The organism is Actinoplanes philippinensis, from assembly GCF_900113015.1.
GTDB lineage: Bacteria > Actinomycetota > Actinomycetes > Mycobacteriales > Micromonosporaceae > Actinoplanes > Actinoplanes philippinensis.
On sequence record NZ_FONV01000001.1, the window covers coordinates 146,792 to 166,422 of the forward strand.

The 19,631-nt window shown below is 71.8% G+C and carries 11 protein-coding genes; 5 read left to right on the forward strand and 6 right to left on the reverse strand.

Annotated features, from left to right (window positions below; genetic code table 11):
• Positions 1-7: 7 nt before the first annotated feature.
• From BM290_RS00655 to BM290_RS00670, 4 genes are all read right to left on the reverse strand, one after another.
• The gene (locus BM290_RS00655; RefSeq protein ID WP_143133551.1) at positions 8-3,283 is read right to left on the reverse strand and encodes a TIR domain-containing protein; all 3,276 of its coding nucleotides are present in this window, start codon (positions 3,281-3,283) and stop codon (positions 8-10) included.
• Between the two features lie 93 nt (positions 3,284-3,376).
• The gene (locus tag BM290_RS00660) at positions 3,377-4,069 is read right to left on the reverse strand and encodes a hypothetical protein (protein WP_143133552.1); all 693 of its coding nucleotides are present in this window, start codon (positions 4,067-4,069) and stop codon (positions 3,377-3,379) included.
• Positions 4,070-4,199: 130 nt separating this feature from the next.
• The gene (locus BM290_RS00665; protein ID WP_093608855.1) at positions 4,200-5,447 is read right to left on the reverse strand and encodes an SUKH-3 domain-containing protein; all 1,248 of its coding nucleotides are present in this window, start codon (positions 5,445-5,447) and stop codon (positions 4,200-4,202) included.
• Positions 5,444-6,694, reverse strand: a complete 1,251-nt coding sequence (locus tag BM290_RS00670) for an SUKH-3 domain-containing protein (RefSeq protein ID WP_093608857.1) — start codon at positions 6,692-6,694, stop codon at positions 5,444-5,446. Before BM290_RS00670 ends, BM290_RS00665 begins: the two co-directional genes overlap by 4 nt.
• A 132-nt stretch (positions 6,695-6,826) precedes the next feature.
• Between BM290_RS00670 and BM290_RS00675 the strand changes: the two genes are divergently transcribed.
• Genes BM290_RS00675 through BM290_RS00705 form a run of 4 tightly spaced genes read left to right on the forward strand, consistent with a single transcriptional unit; the run spans position 6,827 to position 14,204 of the window.
• Positions 6,827-7,255: a YbaB/EbfC family nucleoid-associated protein gene (locus BM290_RS00675; protein WP_093608859.1), complete on the forward strand. Its 429-nt coding sequence runs from the start codon at positions 6,827-6,829 to the stop codon at positions 7,253-7,255.
• Positions 7,245-7,574 carry a hypothetical protein gene (locus tag BM290_RS00680; protein WP_093608861.1) on the forward strand — a complete coding sequence of 110 codons (330 nt, stop codon included), beginning with the start codon at positions 7,245-7,247 and terminating at the stop codon, positions 7,572-7,574. The genes BM290_RS00675 and BM290_RS00680 overlap by 11 nt, the downstream gene beginning before the upstream one ends.
• A gap of 10 nt (positions 7,575-7,584) precedes the next feature.
• Positions 7,585-13,350 (forward strand): toxin glutamine deamidase domain-containing protein, encoded by a 5,766-nt coding sequence (locus BM290_RS48010; protein ID WP_177319523.1) that lies wholly within the window; start codon positions 7,585-7,587, stop codon positions 13,348-13,350.
• Positions 13,347-14,204 (forward strand): hypothetical protein, encoded by an 858-nt coding sequence (locus BM290_RS00705; RefSeq protein ID WP_093608863.1) that lies wholly within the window; start codon positions 13,347-13,349, stop codon positions 14,202-14,204. Before BM290_RS48010 ends, BM290_RS00705 begins: the two co-directional genes overlap by 4 nt.
• 130 nt (positions 14,205-14,334) lie before the next feature.
• Here the strand turns inward: BM290_RS00705 and BM290_RS00710 are convergent, their stop codons facing one another.
• Entirely contained in the window at positions 14,335-16,644 is a 2,310-nt protein-coding gene (locus tag BM290_RS00710) for a putative bifunctional diguanylate cyclase/phosphodiesterase (protein WP_239143345.1), read from the reverse strand.
• Positions 16,645-16,928: 284 nt separating this feature from the next.
• Between BM290_RS00710 and BM290_RS00715 the strand changes: the two genes are divergently transcribed.
• A complete protein-coding gene (locus BM290_RS00715) occupies positions 16,929-18,569 on the forward strand; it encodes a GGDEF domain-containing protein (RefSeq protein ID WP_143133553.1) in 1,641 nt (546 codons plus the stop codon).
• 253 nt (positions 18,570-18,822) lie between these two features.
• On the opposite strand, the gene BM290_RS00720 is transcribed toward BM290_RS00715, so the two are convergent.
• Entirely contained in the window at positions 18,823-19,605 is a 783-nt protein-coding gene (locus BM290_RS00720) for an IclR family transcriptional regulator domain-containing protein (protein ID WP_093608867.1), read from the reverse strand.
• Between the last annotated feature and the right edge of the window lie 26 nt (positions 19,606-19,631).

Here is a 19,631-nt window from a genome sequence, read left to right on the forward strand (position 1 = left end):
CGAGCCGTCAGCCGGTGCAGGTACGCCGGTACGGAACCTCGGGAATGTAACGGGCCCACTCGTCGGCGCCGAGGCCGCGGCCGGTGATGGCGCAGGCGTACGCGGCCGGGTCGGCACGGAGCTTGTTCAGCTTCGCGTAGTCCCACAGCGTGACGGTCGCGACCTGGCTGTCGGACCGGGCGGCGACGGCCAGGGTGCGCCCGTCGCTCCTGAACAGCACCGCCCGCGCCTTGCCACCGATGCCACGCAGCGAGACGAGCCGGATCGGTCCGGCCGGGTTGGCGGTGTCCCACAGGAACAGTTCGGAGTCCTCGTCCCCGGTCACCAGGGTGCGCCCGTCGGGGCTGAAGGCCACCGCGGCCACCTCGCCCTGGTGGCCGGTCAGCGTGGCGAGCCGGAGCGGACGGGCCCGGTCGGTGATGTCCCACAGCATCGCCAGGCCGTCGGACCCGCCGCTGACCACGGTGTGCCCGTCCGGGCTGAAGGCCACCGTGGTCACCAGTCCGTTGTGGCCGGCCGGCGTGCCGGCCCGTACGGGGGTGGCACGGTCGGTCACGTCCCACAGCGTCAAGCCGCGATCGCCGCCGGTGGCCAGCGTGTGCCCGTCCGGACCGAAGGCCACCGCCGCCCCGAAGGTGACGCCGCTCAGGGTCGCCAGCAGGGCGGGGCGGGCCCGGTCGGCCACGTCCCACAGCAGCAGCCGGGCAGGGCCGGCGACGACGGCGAGGGTGCGCCCGTCCGGGCTGAACGCCATCGCGTTCGTCTCCGCCGCGGGCTCGATCCGGCCCGGGAGCACGACCCGCCGGTCCGGGTGGGCCACCTCCGTCAGCGTCACCTGTCCGTCCTGGCGCCCGACGGCCGCCGCCGTACGGCCGTCGGGGCTGAAGGCCACCGCCCGCACCTCCGCGTCGTGGAGGGACAGGTCGGCGCCCCGGACGGGCCGGGCGGGGTCGGTCACGTCCCAGGAGGTCGCCGTGCCGCCCGGACCGGCGGCGATCAGGGAACGTCCGTCCGGCCGGAACGCCGCCGCCCGCATCTGCCCGCCCTCGACGGTGAGCGCGGCGAGCGGGTCCGGAGTCCCGAGGGGCCGGACGGTCCAGAGGGTCGCCGTGCCCGACGTGTCGGCGGTGACCAGTGTCTCCGCGTCCGGGTCGAAGGAGACCGTGTTGATCGCGCCGTTGGCCCGCACGGTGATGACCGGCCTGGGCCCCTCCGCGTAGGTCATGTCCCACACCATCGCGGTGCCCTGCCCGCCGCCGGCGGCCAGATGGCGTCCGTCCGCGCTGTAGGAGATCGCGTCGACGGCGCCGGCAAGCCCGGTCAGGTGGCGGAACGGATCGGTGCTCGGCTCCTCGGGCGGCAGGGTCGGCGGCGGCGCGATCCGGTCCTGCCCGGCCTGGGCGGTGGCCGTACCCCTCATGTCGTAGAGATCCACCCCGCCGGTGAAGTCCCCGGCGGCCAGTGTCGACCCGGTCGGATCGAACGCCATCGACGCCATGTTGAAGCCGGGCATCCCGCGGAGGAAGACGGGATCGGTCCGATCGCTCAGGTCGAAGACCCCGACGAACCGGGTCTTGTTCACGACCAGGGTGGCGCCGTCCGGGCTGAACGCGAGACCGGCCACCGGATAGGGGGCCCACTCGTCCATCGTGGCGAGTTGCCGGGGCCGGGATCGGTCGGCCAGGTCCCACAGGGTCGTGATCCCGCGTCCGTCGCCCGTGACGAGGGTGGTCCCGTCCCCGCTGAACGCCACCGCGTGCACGTGGCCACCGGGCGCCACCGTGGCGAGCCGGACCGGACGGGGCCGGTCGGTCACATCCCACAGGACCGCGCCGCCCTCCCGGTCGACGACGACCAGGGTCCGCCCGTCCGGGCTGAACATCAGAGGGGTGTCGGCCGCGACCGGGTCGCCGAGGGTGGTGATCCGGTCCGGATCCGTCCGGTCGGTCACGTTCCACAGCGACACCTTGCCGTCGGCGCCCAGGGCCGCGAGGACGCCGTCCGGCCCGTGGACGGCCGCTGTCACGTCGCTGATCGTGCCGGCGTAGGCCGTCGTGCTGACGACACCGGTGACTTCGCTGCGGGTCGCGGCGTCGGGCGTCAGTTCCTGGGCGGCGGCTCCCAGCATCAGGGCCGTCCTCGGATCGCTGCCGATCGTCGCCTTGCCCTGCGTCGTCAGTCGCCGGCTGATCGCGATCCGCTGCTGCTGGTCGGCTTTGGCCTGTTGCTCGGCGGCTTCCGCGGCTGCCTTCCGGGCCTCCCGCTGCTTCTCCTCGGCGACCTTCGTCAGCCGCCGCGCCTCCGCCGCCAGCTTCTGCGCCTCCTGCTCCAGCTGCTGCGTCCGCCGGCCGGCCTTCTCCGCCAGCCGCTGCAGTTGCCGGGTCCGCTCCGCCGCCTGATCGGCGATCCGCTGCTGCCGCCGGGCCTCGGCGGTCGCCTGATCCGCCAGCCATTGCTGTTCTTGCGCCGACTGCTCCGACCGCTGCGCCTCGCTCGCCGCGGACACCGCCAGGGCCTGCTGCTCCTTCGCCACCTGCTGCTGCCGGGTCGCCTCCTGCGCGAACCGCTCGGCGCTGCCGCGTTGCACCTCCGCCACCTGCTGCTGATGCAACGCCTCGGCGGCCGCGGCCGTCGCCCGGTCCGCATTGCGCACCGACGACACGCTGGTCAGCACCGCCCACAAAGCCAGCACCAGCAGCGTCGCCAGCGCCCCGGACCCGAGCCGGCGCGCCCGGCGATGGTGCCGGACGTCCTCACCTTCCAGTTCGTCCTTGCTCACCCCGTGCATCGGGGCGGCCAGCTGGGCGATCGCGTCCCGGAAGCGGGAATGCTGCAGGCTGAGGTGCTCGCTGCCCCGCGCCCACCGCAGATCCAGGAACAGCGGCTCCTCGGTGAACACCCCGCGCAGTGCCGCGGGCACCGCCGTCGAGTCCTCGGTGAAGTCGTGACGCTCCTGATCCCACGCCCACTCCCCGTCGGTCACCACGGGCAGGATCCGGCTCGCCGACTTGGTGGCGATCCAGTGCTCGATCTCCCGGTTCACCCACCGCGATTGCGCGGCCTCGGGCGAGGAGAGCAGCACGAAGTACTCCGAGCCGTCCAACGCGGTCTGGATGGACGACCACAGCCCCGGGGTCACCGCCAGCCCGGTCTGGTCCCGGAAGATCCACAGGGCGCGCCGGCGATGCCAGGGTTTGGCCAGGCGGTGCAGGCCCCGTTGTACGGCGGGAGCCAGCCTGCCGTCCGCGGCATGGCTGTACGAGATGAAACCGTTGAAGGTCACTACGGGTCCCCCGGCGATCAAAGGCGTTCGGCGACCCCAGATTGTCGCCTGTCTTTGTCCCGTCAGGAAGGCCGAAGATCACTGTGGCCGGGATCAGGCGCGGTGGCGACCCGGGTGCCGGTAGCGGCGCACGTTGCCGGAGACGGCGAAGGCGTATCGGCGGCGCAGCCAGAGGCCGGCCATCAGCGAGCCGGCCAGGGCGACGACCCACGGGATCAGCTCGGCGGCGCCCCGGTCGGTCATCTCCGGCGGGACCGCGCCGATCAGCGTCCGCAACTCGCCGGCCGGAGTGTGCCCGCTGACCAGCACACTCGCGCCGGTGGCAGCGCTGACCGCGGCGACGCCGCCGTCCGTCGAGGCGCCGGCGGGCGCCGAGGGGCCACCGGACGGTGTGGACGCGGAACCGGACGGCGCCGGAGTGCCGGTGAGGGGTGTGGTGACGGCGGCCAGCTTCCAGGTTCCCTTGACCTTGGAGGTGCTGGTGGCGATCGTCGCGATGAAGAGCAGGTCGACAGCTCCGTACTGGTCCGCGATGACCGTCCGTTCGGCATCCGAGCCGATCCGGACCCGCACCGACGAGCCGCCCCGGAAACCGACGGCGTACACGGCCAGGCCGCGACGCTGGGCGTTCACCTCCCAGATGACGGTGAGGGCGTCGGCGTTGCCGCCGTAGCCGGGACCGTCGGCGTTCGCCGGCAGCGGCGCGACACCGGCGCCGAGCACCACGGCGGCTGCCGCCAGGCCGGCTTTCACGAGGCGGGATGCGGGGGTACGGGCTCCGGTCACGCTGCGACGATGTCATCCGTCGGTTGCTGGACGGTTGCCCGGACGGTCCCGGACGGTTGCGCGGACTCCCGAACGCCGGCGTGCCCGCGCCCCGGAGCCGGCCACGGTTCCGTCACCGCTCCGGCGCGGATCAGCCCCAGGTGCCGTCGTCGCGTACCCGGAAGGTCCGTCGCCCCTGGATCAGCGTCTCCAGCGCCTCCACGTAGGTGTCGGCGACGAACCACTCACCGGCCTGGTCCAGGTGGAAGACCCGGCCGTGCTCGTCGATGGCGAGGACCGACTCGAAGTTGACCCGGCCGAGCGGGAACAGCCGCGCCCCGATCACCCGGCCGAACTCGTGCAGCACCCCGGCGGTGTGCCGGACCGGCATCGACCAGATCTCGAAGAGCTGGACCCGCTGGTCCCGGCCGGGCGCACGGCGTTTCACCAGCAGCTTGCCGGTCAGGGCGAACGCCTCGAACACCGCGGGGAACGGCTCGTGGCGGAACTCCCCGGCCACGGCCGCGACGACGTCACCGGCCATCACCTCGGCCATCCCGTACCGCACGCGGGCCGGTGTCTCCGGTTTCCACCGGCCGTTGAGCAGCTCCGCGGCGGTCAGGTCGGAGAACCGGGCCGGATCGGGGTTGGGCCGCTCCGGCGCGACGTCCTGGATCAGCGCGGCGGTCGCGCCCCACGGCAGCAGGGCCAGCTGGGTCAACACGTACGAGCAGGTCGGGCACGGCGTGTTCGGCTCGCCGGCGCCCTCCGCGCCCGGCTCCAGGATCTGGAACGTCTCGAAGAGCGACTCGCCGAGGACCTCACGTGCCTCGTCCAGCGTGAGCGGCGGCAGGCCGTCGAGCCCGCGGCGGCGGTCCACGTCGTGCAGCGCGTCCGAGCAGACGATCAGCTCGGCGTGCCGCTCGCAGCCGCGGATCGTCTCCTGCGGCGACTGCTCGGCCAGCCGCTCCCGCACCAGCCGGTGATGGTCGAGTTTCTGATCGCCCTTGGCGCCGCGGGCGATGTAGACCCGGCCCTGCACGGTGGCGTGGGCCGCGACGCCGGGCGCCGCGCGCCGGTGGATCTCCCGCCGGAGCTGGACCTCCGGATCGGCGGTCCGCGGCGGGTCGACGACCTCGCCCCGCCGCTCCGCGTAGACCTCCCACAGCGTGCCGGACGGCCAGTTCGGCCACGTGGACACCCGGCCGGTCGCGCGGTCGATCACCCGGACGCCGGTGCCGACCCCGGACGGCGACAGCTCCCCGCCGGCCGGTGCGGTCCTCACCGCGAACCCGAGGCCGGACTCCTCCACCGTCGCCCGGTGCTCCCGGCCGCCGGCCGCCGACTCGGAGCGGGCCCACGCCGCCGCGACCGCATCGGCCTCCGCGCGAGTGATCATGACTCCTCCTGCCAGGTGCCGTCGTCACGGATCCGGGCGGCCGGCCGGCCGGTGGCCAGCGCGACGATCGCGTCGTCGAGGGTGTCGGCGATGAACCACTCACCGCCCTGATCCAGCGAGAACACCCGCCCCCGCTCGTCGATGGCCAGCACCGCCTCGTCGTAGCCCTCCCGCCCGAGCGGGAACATCCGGGCGCCGACGATCGTGCCCAGCTCGGCCAGCGGGTCGGCCAGGAACAGCAGATTGCCGCTGCCCAGATGGAACCAGCGCACCCACTGGGCGTCGCCGGTCCCGTTGCGGAACGACGCCACGTCGGAGAACTCGCGCAACGCGTCCTCCGCCACCGGGAACGAGGCCAGCGCGTGCTCCGCCCCGCGCGACCTCACGATCCGCTCGACCAGGCTTGCGCCGCGCCGGGCACTCGACTCCGGGTCGCCGCGCCAGTCGCCGGCCGCCAGCTCCCACGCGACGTCCTCGGGGAAACGGCCCGGCTCCGGATCGGTCCCCGCGGTCAGCCGCCGGATCCTCGGGTGGGCCCGCTCGGCCTCGGTGACGACCCGCAGGCCGACGAGCACCTCGGCACAGGTGAAACAGAACACGGCGGGCTCCCCGCCGAGACGGTCGCCGCTCTCCCGGATGTGGAACGTCTCGAACCGGCCCGGCGCGAGCAGGGCACGGGCCTCGTCGACGGTGAGCGGGCCGAGACCGGCCGCGGCCCGGGTCCGGTCGGCCTCGGCCAGCACGTCCGACACGACCAGCAGCTCGGCGTGCCGGGCCGCGCCGCGAACCGTGCGCCCCGGCGGGATCGCGGCCAGCAGCCCCGCGACGATCGGATGATGACGCAGCTCCTGGTCGCCCTTGGCGCCACGGGCCCGGAAGAGCCGGCCGCCGAGCGTGAGATGCGCCGCCACCGACGGGGTGACCCGGCGGAACGCCTCACGCCACAGCTCGGCGAGCGGATCGGCGGTCCGGTGCGCGCCGACCGCGGCGTCCCGGCGCTCGGTGTAGATCCGGTCGAGCTGCCCGGTGTCCACCGGCGGCCAGTGCGAGACCCGGCCGGTCTCCCGGTCGATGACGGCGGTCAGGTCGGCGCCCGGCTCGGGCCGCGCCTCCGGCGGCAGCACCATCGACACCGCCCAGCCGAGAGCCAGCTCCTCGACGAACGGGGCGCACGGGTAGCCCCGCTGGATCGACTGCCGATGAGCCCAGCCGACGGCGATGCGCTCCGCCTCGGTCCGTGTGATCATCCTGGCCCGCCCCCTTCGGTCCCCGGACTGCGAGCTTAGAGGCACCCCCCGGCGGTCACTCGGCGGAGCCCCGGGACGGATCGCGGCTGGTAGGTTCTTGCCGTCAATTCGCGAGTCCTCGGGGAGACAGCCGTGAGCAGACAGGCCGATCGGGACGTGAACCACGCTCTCCGGGCACGGTTCGACGACGTCGTGTCGCAGTACCAGCGCCTGCGCCTGGGCCTGGACGACATCCAGGAGCGCCTGTCCACGCTGGCGGTCACCGAGGAGTCGGCGGACGGGACGGTCCGGGCCACCGTCGGCGCCCGCGGCCAGCTGATCGACCTGCGGCTCAGCCGCGACGTCTACCGGCGGGGCGATCCGGACGAGCTGGCGCGCACGATTCTGCGTACCGTCGAGCGGGCCGTCGCCAAGACCGGCGACCGGGTGCAGGAGATGGTCGGCGAGTACCTTCCGGCCGGCTCGGCCGCCGCCAGGTTCCTGCGCGACGGCGACTTCGGCAACCTGCTCGCCCGGCAGGACCGGATCATGCGCGAGGCGGGTGACGACGATGGCCGGTGAGCAGCTGTACCTCGACGCGCCGCGGGCCACCGCGAGCGGCCGCGACCTCTCCGCGGCCGGCGCCCGGCTGGTCGGCATGAGCAACGGCCACGTCGCCGAGATCGCCGCCGGCAGCGCCGCCCAGCCGTGGGGCCGCGACGAGATCGGCGCCGCGTTCCAGAAGGACTACGGGCCGATGGTGCAGAGGTTCGTCGAGGCGTTCGGCAAGGTCGCCGGCTACGTCGAGGGCATCGGCGAGGCCGCGGTGCAGACCGTCGCCGACAACGAGGCCGCCGACTCGCGCGCCGCGTCCGTCGTCGCCACGTCGTACCAGGCCTGACCGTATGACGATGCTGCCGAGCCCGATCCCGCACCCGCTCGACTACTCCCCCTGGGACCTGCCCGGGTGGGCCTACGAGGCGCTCGAATGGGTGGTCGGCTTCGACTGGCCCGAGGGCAACGAGAAGACCACCTGGGACCTCGCCGACCAGTGGTACGACCTGGTCGACGCGATGGTCACGCCCCGGCAGGACGCCGCCGACGCGGCCGGGCAGTTCATCGCGGCGTACGGCGGCAGCGGCACCACGATCGACGCGTTCGTCGCCGCCTGGAAAGAGGTCGCCGACGGCGAGGAGGCCCCGCTCAACGCGCTCGTGGCGTTCGCCGGCGAGATGGGCAAGGTCGTCGACGAGTGCGCCCAGGACATCGAGGCCGCGAAACTCGAGGCGTGGATCGAGCTCGGCTTCTTCGTCATGGAGCTGATCGGTCTCGCGGTCACCGTGACGCTCACCCTCGGCGCCGCCTCGCCCGCGGCCGGCGGCCTGATCGCGGCCACCCGGATGGCGATCCAGCAGATCTTCAAACGGCTGATCGCACAGCTCTCCAAGAAGGCGATCAAGGCGACCGTCAAGGAGACCGCGAAACGCGCCGGCAAGGACCTGCTCACCAAGAAGGGCCTGCAGAACCTCGGCAAGAAGGCGCTCAAGGAGGGCCGGGAGGAGGCCCGCGAGGAGTTCCTCACCAACCTCGCCGTGCAGGGGTATCAGGCCGGCGCCGGGCACTCCGACGGCATCGACCTCGGTGACCTGGGCCGATCCACCGTCGCGGGGGCCGCGGGCGGCGCTTCCGCGCACGGCGCGATGGTGGGAGCGGGCAACCGGAGCGGGCTGTTCCGCGGTGCGGCGGCTGAGGTCCTCGGGGAGCTGGGCGGCTCGGCGGCCGGTGGCAAGCTGCCGTCGTTCGAGGACCTCGCCAAGGCCGGCACCTCCGGCGCCGCCGGCTCGGCCGTCGGCAACACGAGGCAGTCGTTCTCCGACTTCGGGGCGAGCTTCGACGGAGACCTCAAGATCGACGGTCCGGCGGCGGGTCCGTCGCCGGTTCCGGTTTCCTCCCCAGCCGGTACGGGTGGAAGCACCTCGTTGTCCGGCCTGCCCACGGGAGGTTCTCCGGACCTCGGGCCGGGCGGCTCGCATTCGTCGTCCTCCCCCGGTTCTCCTTCGTCGGGCGGCTCGCCCTCGACGTCGTCCTCCGGCTCGCACTCGCCTTTCCCGGCCGACTCCTATTCCTCGGCCTCGTCCCACTCCTCCGCGGGCTCTGCTTCCTCCGCGGGCGCTGCTTCCTCCGCGGGCGCTGCTTCCTCCGCGGGCTCTGCTTCCTCCTTCGCCGGGGCTGCCGATTCCTCGTTCTCGGGTCATCCGGCTGCCTCCGCGACCCCTGGCCTCTCCTCGGCGGCGGCCTCCGCTGTCACCGCTCCCCCCGTCGCCACCGACACGGGGCCGACGGTTGCGGCCGGCCACGTCGCATCGTCGCCCGGCGATGTCACGCTGTCATCGGTCGCGCCGCCGGTGGACGCTCCCGCCGCCGGCCCCGGCGCCCCGACGTCGACGGCACCTGCCTCGGCCGGGGCTCCCCCTGCCGCGAACGCGCAGACCAACGCACCGGTCACCTTCGCGCCGCCCCCGGGCAACGCCGGACCGGCGGGCTCCCCGACGATCGCCACCACCGGGCCGGCCATGGCCCCCAGCTCGGCTGTCTCCCCCGGCCCTTCTCTATCGCCGGGCCCTTCACCTTCGTCCAACCCTTCTCTATCGCCCGGCCCTTCACCTTCGCCGAGCCGTTCTTCATCGTCCGGCCCTTCACTTTCGCCTGGCCTTTCCCCGTCGTCCGGCCCTTCTCCTTCGCCCAGCCTCCCCATTTCCACGAGCCCGGCCACCTCCACGAGCCCTTCCGTGGGCTCGCCCGCCAACGGAACCCCTCTCGCGGGATCCACTCCGAACGGCGCATCTCCGCACCATCCGGACACGGGCACGCGCGGCAGCGATTCGTCCGTCTCTCCTGGTGTTTCTCCAGCGGCGTCGACGACCACCGCACCGCCCGCGGGCACGACCTCGCCGGGGACGGTGTTTCCGGCACGGCCGGACACCGCAGCTCCCGGACAGCCCGGACCGGTCAACCCGGGCACGCAGACCGGGCCGTCGGCGCAGACGCCCGGTCAGCCGAATCCGGGCCGCACTGATCCGGGTCGCACTGATCCGGGCCGTGCTGATCCCGTGCGTGCTGATCCGTCGTTTGCCGGGACCAGCCCCGTGTCGGTGCCGTTCCACATGCCGCCGCGGACCGCCGTGGACGACCAGCGTGAGCGGGAGTACTTCGCCGAGTTCGAGCTGAACAAGCGGGATTTCGCCCGGGACATGTACCACCTGCGGCATCAGGCCCTGACCGCGGAGGTCGCCCAGGAACGCGCCGACGCGGAGGACGCCCGGCGCAATGCTCTGCGAGCGGCACGCAACCTCGACTTCCGCGGTGTACGGGACGCGCTCAAACAGGAGGCCGACCACCGCAGGGCCGCGCGGGACGCCGGCAGCAGGCTGGACACCCTGGTCAAGGACCCGCACTCGGTGCTGGCCGGCCAGTGGAACCTGACGAACTCGTCGAGCTTCCTCCCGGCCAACACCGACCGGGGTGTCCTGTCCGGTGACCCGATCTGGAGCAACGACCAGTCGGCGATCCCCGGCCCGGCCCAGCGCCCGAACTCGCGCCACTCCCGGCCTTACCGGGTCGGGGGCGGGCTCCGCGTACCCCTCAAGATCCATCAGGCGGACCTGGAGCGTGCCGTCCCCCGCGACGCCCACCATCAGCCGGTCCGCAATCCGGACCCGCGGGGTCCGTGGCTGCGGCTCCTCAACGACGGCGGCCCATCGGCGGACCCGACCCGGGGCGTCAACTGTCTCGACTGCGCCCTGTCGTTCCTGGAGACGTACCTGCACGGCCGCCCGACCGTGTCCGCGCCGCGGACCATCGACACCTACGGCATCGGCGAGGTCGACAGGCACGTCGGCGAGTACCAGGGCCATCTGCGCGCCGAACACGTGACCGGCAGCGGCTTCACCCAGCTGGCGCCCTACCAGGGTGACGTCCGGACCGACCCGCGTCCGCCGTCCGTGGTGAAGGCGGCGGTCGACCAGGGCTTCCAGCAGATCATCGACACTCTGGCGATGGGCGGGCACGGCTCCACGGCCGTGATCATCAACGTGTGGGGCGACGGCAGCGCCCATGCCTGGAACGCCGTCAACCACAACGGCACGATCCTGTTCGTCGATCCGCAGAGCGGCCGGTACGCCGACTCGTCGAACTTCTCCCTGGCCCAGACCCGCACCCTGTACGGCCACGACGGCTCCCCGAACCCCGGCAACGTGGTCGCGCTCAACGCGCTGATGGTCGACGGCAGCGGCAACCCGATGGCCGCCCCGAACACCCCGCCGGCGCCGTTCTACAGCAACCGCGCCGCGCCGCCTCCGCCACCACTGGCCTATCAGATGCAGCAGCAGGCGCTTCAGCAGCCGCCGGTCAGCACTCAGCCGTCGCCGCTGCCTCCGCCGCCGGCTCCGGCTCCCGGTCCGGCCCCGGCTCCCACTCCCGCGCCGGAGCCCATCCCTGCGCCGGGGCCCACTCCGTCACCCGCTCCCGCGCCGGAGCCCGCTCCGTCACCGGCACCTTCGCCTGATCCGGCCCCGGCGCCCTCACCCGCTCCGGAACCCGATCCGTCACCCGCACCCACCCCCGCGCCGGAACCCAATCCGTCACCGGCACCTTCGCCTGATCCGGCCCCGGCACCGTCACCCGCGCCGGACCCTGATCCGGCCCCGGCACCGTCACCCGCGCCGGACCCTGATCCGGCTCCGGTCCAGCCGGCGCCGGTGGAGCCGGACTTCAACAACGTGCGGCCGGACGAGCTCACCACCCGCACGGACACGGCACCGGACTTCGACGGTGTGCGGCCCGAGGAGCCGACCGACCGCCCGGAAGCGGCGCCTCCGGCTCCTGCTCCGATCGTGGACGACTCCGTCCGTACCTCATCGGAATCGTCTCCCTCGAGGGACGCCGCACCGAACCGCCCGGTTTTCGACCCCCTGTCGGTGTTGGACCCGGATTCCATGGCCAGCCCCGTCAAGGATCCGCTGTCCGTTCTTGATCCGGACCATGACGCCAAGCTCGCGCAGACCGCGCCGGCACCGGATCCGACGCCGGCACCGCCCGTGACGGACGATCGGGACGCGGCGGATGCGCGCGCCCGGGAGAACTACCTCTACGAGGGCCAGCAGCGGCGGCAGCGAATCGCCAGCACGCACCGGCAGGAGATGGCCCAGGAGCTGCGGAAACAGGCCAACGACAGGGCTCTCGACGCGGAGGACCGGCGACGGTTCGCCAACGGCCACGATCTCGTGGAGTCGGCTGCCGCGGACATCGACGCCACCCGCCTGCAGCGGGAGTCCGACAACCTCCTCGACCAGGCTCGTGCCATCGAGAACGACGGTCCGATGGACGACGTCCTGCTCACCGGCAGTGACTGGGAGTTCGCCAACGACAGCGCCAGCGAGCTGGCCCCCGGCCCGGTGGAGACCACCGACAGTTCCGCGCTGACCGGAAACGATCGCCCGCCCCCGTCGGATCGATCGCGCCCGTACAACCGGCGGGGCGGTCTGCGGCCCCCGCTGAAGGTGCACCAGACCGACCTGGAACGCGCCATGCCCCGCGACGAGAACGGCGACATCGTCCGGCACGCCGACCCGCGCGAGGGCACATGGTTCGCCCTGCAGAACGACGGCGGCCCCGAACTCGACCCGACCCGTTCGAACAACTGCGGCGACAACGTATTGTCGCTGTTCGATTCCTATATGCACGCCCGCCCGAGGGTGTCGGCCCCGCGAACGTTCGACGGCTACCACAACGGCGACCCGTCCCGCCCGATCGGCGCCGAGGACGGCGTGACGGCCCGCATCGAGGACACGGTCGGCGGCCGTTTCGAGGGCCTGACCGATGCGAGCACCTTGGATCCCGACGACGCCCGGGTCCAGGTGAAGATGGCCGAAATCGGCTTGCGCACCCATTTGACGTCGCTGGGCCACGGCGCTTTCGCGTTCATCGAAACCCAGGACCAGGCGGGCCGCACCCACGCTTTCGCCGCGGTGAACCAGAACGGCACCATCCTCTACCTGGACCCCCAGACCCGCCAGGTGAGCACGTTCCCACTGAAGAGCCATTCCGGCCTGGACGTCCCCGGCGACGTAATCCGAATGGACACCCTGGTCGTAAACGGCGACGCCACCCCCACCCCGATGACCGACGGTGCCACCCCGTTCGTAACCGCCGACCCTGCCGGCCGAAACGAGCCGACCTTCCCGGTCGCCGACTCCGTTGACGGTCCAGCTCAACGGTGGGGCGTGATCAGGCTTCCGCATGCCCGGCATACCCTCTCCGGCGTCCGCTCCGGCCAGCCTGCGGAACATAACAGCGTCTATCTGCGAACATTCGAGAACGTGGCGGCTCAAGATGTAGCTGACATCGCCGCCGGTAAGGCCAAATGGATAGGGGAGGACAGTCGGTACAAAGTCAACGGCCGCACCTATGGCGTGGAGCCAGGTGGCCGCTTGTTCCCGGATTCCGGTGTAGGTCTCGCAAAGTTGGATCGCAATGAGTACGCAGCGCTGAGAGAGATCGCCAGGGCGAATGGCGACCCGGATGCGGCACCACAGTTGAAGTTCAACCCCCGATTCCTCAAGAATCCGCATGTGATCGTCAAGGCCAAGGCCATATACGACGGGACGTACCAGCAGTGAGCTATCTTCTCCTCCTTCGACGAGAAGTCGACCAGTCGTTACTCGCAGACGTTCTCGCCGAGATGTTGTCTCTTCCGGCGACGGCGATCGACGTCGGCGAGGATGGCGAGGACGAGCGAAACTGGGCCGCTCCCATCAGTTGCACGCTGACGCGTCTGGATGGCGACTTTCCGCTTCACCTTGACATTTACTTCGACGACAGTGTCGCGGCACCGTCCGAGGCCGATGCTGCCGCCTGGATGGCGGCTCGCCTGAACACTGTCGTCGCGTACAAATCTGTACCGTTGCCGCCCAGCGCCTATTGGCTGGTCGGGCCGGACGGGCAGCGTACTCGCGCCCGCCTTCTCGACGAGGACGAGAACGGGGATCTGCTGTCGTCAGGTCGTCGGGTCGCGGCCGTAGAAAGCGTGATACCGACCCTCTCCGGCGTTCCGGTCCGCCCCCTCCCCGAGGTGATCCACGAATTTCACATGCGGACGCCAATCACCGATCAGCTGAGAACGGTGCCAGGATCAGCCACCGAGTCGCCGATCGGCGACCTTTCGTATTGGGAGTCCATGGTGGTGCGGCTCGTCTCCGGATGGCCGCCGGACGGCTGGTATCCACCCGATTATTACCGGGAGGGTCTGGAGAACCGCGATGCTCTGGCCGCCGCTGAACCTGAACTACCAGAACCCGCCAGGACCGCCTTCATGGCCGCACTGATCGAGGTGGACCGACTATTCGCGGAAGCAACGGTGGACGACGGGGGTCAGGCACTCGCCTCCCTCACCGGCCCCGTGCCGGACCGTTGGTGGTGGCATCGGATCACTGATCCGGCCCCGTGGCACCGGATGCCCGGCGCCACCGGGTAGTGGACATCAATTCATCGCTCTGCCGAGTTGCTGTCGCCGCTGTTGAGACGCGTATGCCGATGCTGCGGCGGATCACCGACCCGCTTCCCTGGCAGCGCATGCCGCCTACCCTCTCTCGATGATCTGAGAATCAGACCGGGAGGGTCTCGGCCGCCGGGGTGATCGGGTCGGCGACCGGACGCCCGAAATGGTATCCCTGCGCGTAGTGGTACCCGAGTTCCCGCAGGTAATCGGCCTGTTCCGCGGTCTCCACCCCCTCCGCGACAGCGCGTAGCTCCAAGCCGGCGCAGACGTGGATGAGTGCGTCGACGATGACCGCGCGTCGCCCCGGTTCGGTGATTTCGTCCACAAAAGACTTGTCGATTTTCAGAACATCGACCGGCACGGTACGGAGCAGGCCCAGCGACGAGTGGCCGGTGCCGAAGTCGTCCAGCGCGATGCGGATGCCCGCCCGGTTCAGGGTTTCGACGGCCTCGACGGCGGTGCCGCCGCCGAAGATGGCGGTCTCGGTCACCTCGATCAGCAGGGCGGCCGGTTCGAGACCGGTCTCGGCCAGGATGCCGAGCACGACGGCCGGGAAGCCGGGTTCGCTCAGCTGGCGCGGCGAGACGTTGACGCTGATGTAGAGCGGTGCGTCAGAGCCCAGGGTGGTACGCCAGTCGGCGAGCCGCCGGCACGCGGTTCGCATGATCCACTCGCCGAGTTCGACGATGAGGCCGTTGTCCTCGGCGACGGGGATGAACGCGGCGGGGCTGACCGGGCCACGCACCGGATGGGTCCATCGCACCAGGGCCTCGACGGCGACCGTGCGATCGTCGCGGAGGTCGATGATCGGCTGGTAGACGACCTGGAAGTCGCCGTCGTCGAGGCTGTGCCGCAGGTCGGCGCCGAGCCGTTCGGCGGCTTCGGCGCGCTCGTCGAGCTCCGGCGTGTACTCGACGAGCTGGCCTCCGCTCGCCTTCGCAGCGTAGCGCGCCGTGTCGGCGCGGCGGATCAGTTCGGCCGCGCCGTCGAGTGAGACGCCCGGCACAGCGGGAGAGGCGGCGGGGACAGAACCGTTCGCGTCACCGGCGGCGATAGAGAAGGTAGAAGGCAGTGCGGGGAGAGCGGAGGAGGCGACGCCCAGGCGGGCGTTGAGGAGCAGTTCGTGCTCACCGGCGTGTACGGGGTGTCGCAGCACCTCGGCGAGACGGCCGGCGACGATCTGGCCGTCGTCGGGCAGCGTGTCGTGGACGAGGACGGCGAATTCGTCGGCGCCCATGCGAGCGACCACGTCGCCGTCGCGGAGGCTCTGGCGGAGCAGGTCGGCGACGGCTACCAGGGCCTGGTCGCCGACGGCTCGGCCGAGACGGTCGTTGACGTGTTTGAAGCCGGCCAGATCGATCATGATCATGTGACAGGAGGTGGTGGCGACGGCGAGGGCGGCGCGCTGTTCGAAGTCGCGGCGGTTCGGCAGGCCGGTGAGGTCGTCGCGCATGGCCAGGTCGCGCAGCTGGCGGGCCTGGGTGTCGACCCGGGAGATGTATCCGCTCATCCGGGTGGCGACGAGGACGAAGAGGGCCATCGAGCCGACGGCTACGGCGGCCCAGCTGACGTGGCCGCCGCCGTGTTCGCCCTGGACGAGCAGGACGGCGGGGACCAGGAGGGTGGAGGCGGTGAGGACGAGCAGACGGCTGCGTCCCAGGCTGTCGCGGTCGCCGGTGATCGGCCGGGCCATCGACGGGTGGGCGGCAGCGGCGGCCCAACAGGCGTAGGCGACGAGGTATCCGGCGTAAAGGTAGATCGGATCCACGGCGTGGGGCAGGAGGGTGTAGGAGATGTTGCCGGCGAGCGTGATGGCGCTGCCGGCGGTGAGCAGCCAGAGACTGGGGCTGCGCGGGCCGCGGCGCAGCAGGATCGGGGTGATGACGGCGCAGAGCAGCACGCCGACGGTGGGGTATCCAGCGGTCACCATGCGGATGAGGACCGGGATCGAGGAGTCGGTGACGACCGGCTCGATCATGAATGTCCAGTAGACGATGCCCACTCCGACGCCGATGATCGCGGAGTCGATGAGGTTGCCACGGAGGTAGGCGCCTCCGGCTAGGCGTTCGCGGGTGAGGCGGAAGAGGGCGACCGTGAGTATCGGGTAGGCGCCGAGATAGAGGGCGTCGGCCCACGAGGGGAAGGCGGCCGCGCCACCGACCAGGATCTGGACGGCGTAGACGACGTCGCCGAGGATCCAGGTGGCGACACCGGCGGCGAACAGGTACCAGTTGCAGGCGGCGGCCGGGCGATTCCGGCGGGTGCCGACGACCATGACCGCACACGATCCGGCCGAGATGGCGGTGGAGACGACGAGGGAGACCCATCCATAAGGCATGACGGTGTACGCGACAGCCGCGCCCAGCCCGCACATCAGCCAGGCCAGCCACCCGGGGACACGCACAAGTCTCGGCACGCCGGTCACATTCGGTCGCGCACGCCCGGAGTTGAGCACCCTCCCGAAGTCCGCAGCCCGGTCGTCCCGAGCTTCCCGCCCGGCCGCGTGCGGGACAGCCCGCGCAACCCATACCCCCGAGGCCACGCACCGGTCGAGTCCGCGCGGGTGGTTGGCACCAGCGCGCCTTGTGGAAGTTGAGCGCTCAACTTTTCCGCCGGGTCGCCGATGTGCTCTCCGCTTGAGTTGGCGGGGAGTAGGAAGTCGTGAACAAGTACAGCCGGGCGTGCCTTGCGCTTCTTGTGATGTCGGCGGTCTGGTTCGGGGTCACCGTGGTGTGGCCGGTCGGGCCGGCCTGGCTGCTGTGGGCGGCCATCCCGCTGTCGGGGGCGCTGACGTCGGCGGCGTTCGGATCGGTGTCACGGAACCCGCGCCTGGGTGCGCCGACCCGGCGGTTCTGGCGGCGGCTCGCTCCGGCGCCGGCGGTCATCGCTGCGGGACAGATGGCGCAGGCCGCTGATGTGCTGGCGCATCCGGGTGGGCGTGACTCGTACACCGGGCCCTGGATGTTGATCCTCGGGGCCTGCGCTCTGATCATCGTGATCGTCGCGGTGGTCCGGCTGCCGACGGGTACGGGGCGTCCCGGGGCCGCCGCGCTGGTCGCGCTCGACGCCGGCACCGTCGCTCTGGCCGCGGCGGTGTTCGGCTGGCACTTCGGGACCCGGCATGCGCTGGGGGCCGGGCTCACCCCGCAGCTCCTGGTGTCGCTGGCGCTCACGGTGCTCGCCGTGCTGACCGTGTTCGCGCTGGCGAAGGCGGTGATGTCGGAGTATTCGGCGATCGACGGCCGGGGGCTGCGGCTGCTGGCGTCGGCGGCCGTGCTGGGTGCGTTCGCGCCGATGCTCCAGCCACTGGCCGCGATGGCCGGGGATCGGTTGTTCGTGGCGCAGGTTCAGATCCCGCTCGTCCTGTGGCTGGGGGCGAAGGCGGCGGAGGCGCAGTGGCGGCCGGTGCCACGCGCGGGGTTCCGCAAGCGGCCGTACAGCATGCTGCCGTACGCGGCGGTCGCGGCCGTCGACGGGCTGCTGCTGGTGACCGCGTGGCAGCGGTCCGCCGACATGGTGGCGGTCGCGTTCACCGCGGTGGCGCTGACCGGGATGGTCGCCTACCGGCAGATGACGGCGCTGCGGGAGAACAGCCGGCTGCTCGGGGAACTCGATCACGCCGCCACGCACGACGCCCTGACCGGCCTGGCGAACCGCGCCCTCTTCCAGCGCCGGTTGGCCCAGTCCCTGCAGCCGACAGCGCCACCCGAGCACACGGACGACAAGCGCACGAACGACAAGCCCACGGACGACAAGCGCTTGACAGACGGGCCGATGGACAACGAGCGCACGGCTGGCGAGCGGATGGACGAGCGCACGGACTACGAGCGCGCCGACGAAAAGCAGGCGAGCAACGGACGGACAGGAGGCGGACGGACAGGCGACGGACGGGCCGATGGCAGGAGGCCGGTCAGTGAGCGGGCGAGCGCCGTGCATGTGGCGCTGCTGGATCTGGACGGGTTCAAGCAGGTCAACGACACGTTCGGGCATGAGGCCGGAGATCTGCTGCTGACCCGGGTCGCGGAGGTGCTCACCGCGGCGATTCGGCCCGGGGACACGGCGGCGCGGCTGGGTGGCGACGAGTTCGTGCTGGTCCTGCCGGGGACGACGGAAGCCGAAGCGGCCGCTGTGGCGGACCGGGTGCTGGCGGGGCTGGACGGGCCGGTGATCGTGGAGGGACAACCGCTGCGCGTGCGGGCGAGCGTCGGCATCGCCGGGGGCACAGCGGGCGACGATCCGGTGGATCTGTTGCGCCGGGCGGACACCGCGATGTACGCCGCCAAGCGGATACCGGGTTCCGCACACCTCCTGCACGACAATGACAGCGCCGCTGCTGCCTGAAACGTCACCGGAGGCAGGCGGCCCGATCGAGGCGGACGGACCGGCGGCGGACGGAGCCGAACAGCGGCCGGGCGAGCGGTCGCGGAGGAGTGAGCGCCGCGGAAAGGGTGAGCAACGCAGAGGGGTGAGCACCGCGGAAAGGGCGAGCACCGCGGAAAGGGCGAGCACCGCGGAAAGGGCGAGCACCGCGGAAAGGGCGAGCACCGCGGAAAGGGCGAGCACCGCGGAGGGGTGAGCGCCGCGGACGGGTGGGTCAGCCGACGGGGCGGCGGGCGGCGATCTTCAGGTCGGCCTCGATGGCGGCGGTGGCGGCCAGCAGCGGCGGCAGGATGCGTTCGCGGATGTCGTCGACGGTGGCTCGGGCGGCGTGGATGGAGACGTTGACGGCGCCGGTGACGGTGCCCGAGCGGTCGCGGATCGGGGCCGCGATGGCCCGCAACCCCTCCTCGAGTTCTTGGTCGACGATCGCGTGGCCCTGCCGGCGGACCTGGGCGAGCTCGGCGCGCAGTGCGTCGGGGGTGCACAGGGTCCGGTCGGTGAGCGGCTCGAGTCGGGCCCGGGCCAGGTAGGCGTCCAGGTCGGCCGGGGGCAGGCCGGCGAGGATCACGCGGCCCATCGAGGTGGCGTATGCCGGGAATCGGGTGCCGACGTTGATCGCGACCCGCATGATCCTACTTGTCGGGACACGGGCCACATAGACGATATCGTCACCGTCGAGCACGGACATCGACGACGATTCGCGGACCTCGGCGACGAGGCGTTCGAGGTGGGGTTCGGCGACCTCGGGCAGCGAGATGCTGGAGAGGTACGAGTAGCCGAGTTCGAGGACGCGCGGGGCCAGCGAGAACAGCCGCCCGTCGGTGCGTACGTAGCCGAGGTCGGTGAGGGTGAGCAGGAACCGCCGGGCGGCGGCGCGGGTGAGGCCGCAGACCCGGGCGACGTCACTGAGCGTGAGCTCGGAGTGTTGTGCGTCGAACGCGCGGATCACCGCGAGGCCGCGCTCCAGCGACTGAACGTAGTACGGTTCGCGCGGCATCAGATGATCGACCCGAATCGTTGACG

What these genes read in the sequence shown, in the direction of transcription:
- BM290_RS00720 (WP_093608867.1), bottom strand. Translation starts at nt 19,605, where the DNA reads ATGCCGCGCGAACCGTACTACGTTCAGTCGCTGGAGCGCGGCCTCGCG.
- BM290_RS00715 (WP_143133553.1), top strand. Translation starts at nt 16,929, where the DNA reads ATGTCGGCGGTCTGGTTCGGGGTCACCGTGGTGTGGCCGGTCGGGCCG.
- BM290_RS48010 (WP_177319523.1), top strand. Translation starts at nt 7,585, where the DNA reads ATGCTGCCGAGCCCGATCCCGCACCCGCTCGACTACTCCCCCTGGGAC.
- BM290_RS00670 (WP_093608857.1), bottom strand. Translation starts at nt 6,694, where the DNA reads ATGATCACACGGACCGAGGCGGAGCGCATCGCCGTCGGCTGGGCTCAT.
- BM290_RS00680 (WP_093608861.1), top strand. Translation starts at nt 7,245, where the DNA reads ATGGCCGGTGAGCAGCTGTACCTCGACGCGCCGCGGGCCACCGCGAGC.
- BM290_RS00665 (WP_093608855.1), bottom strand. Translation starts at nt 5,447, where the DNA reads ATGATCACTCGCGCGGAGGCCGATGCGGTCGCGGCGGCGTGGGCCCGC.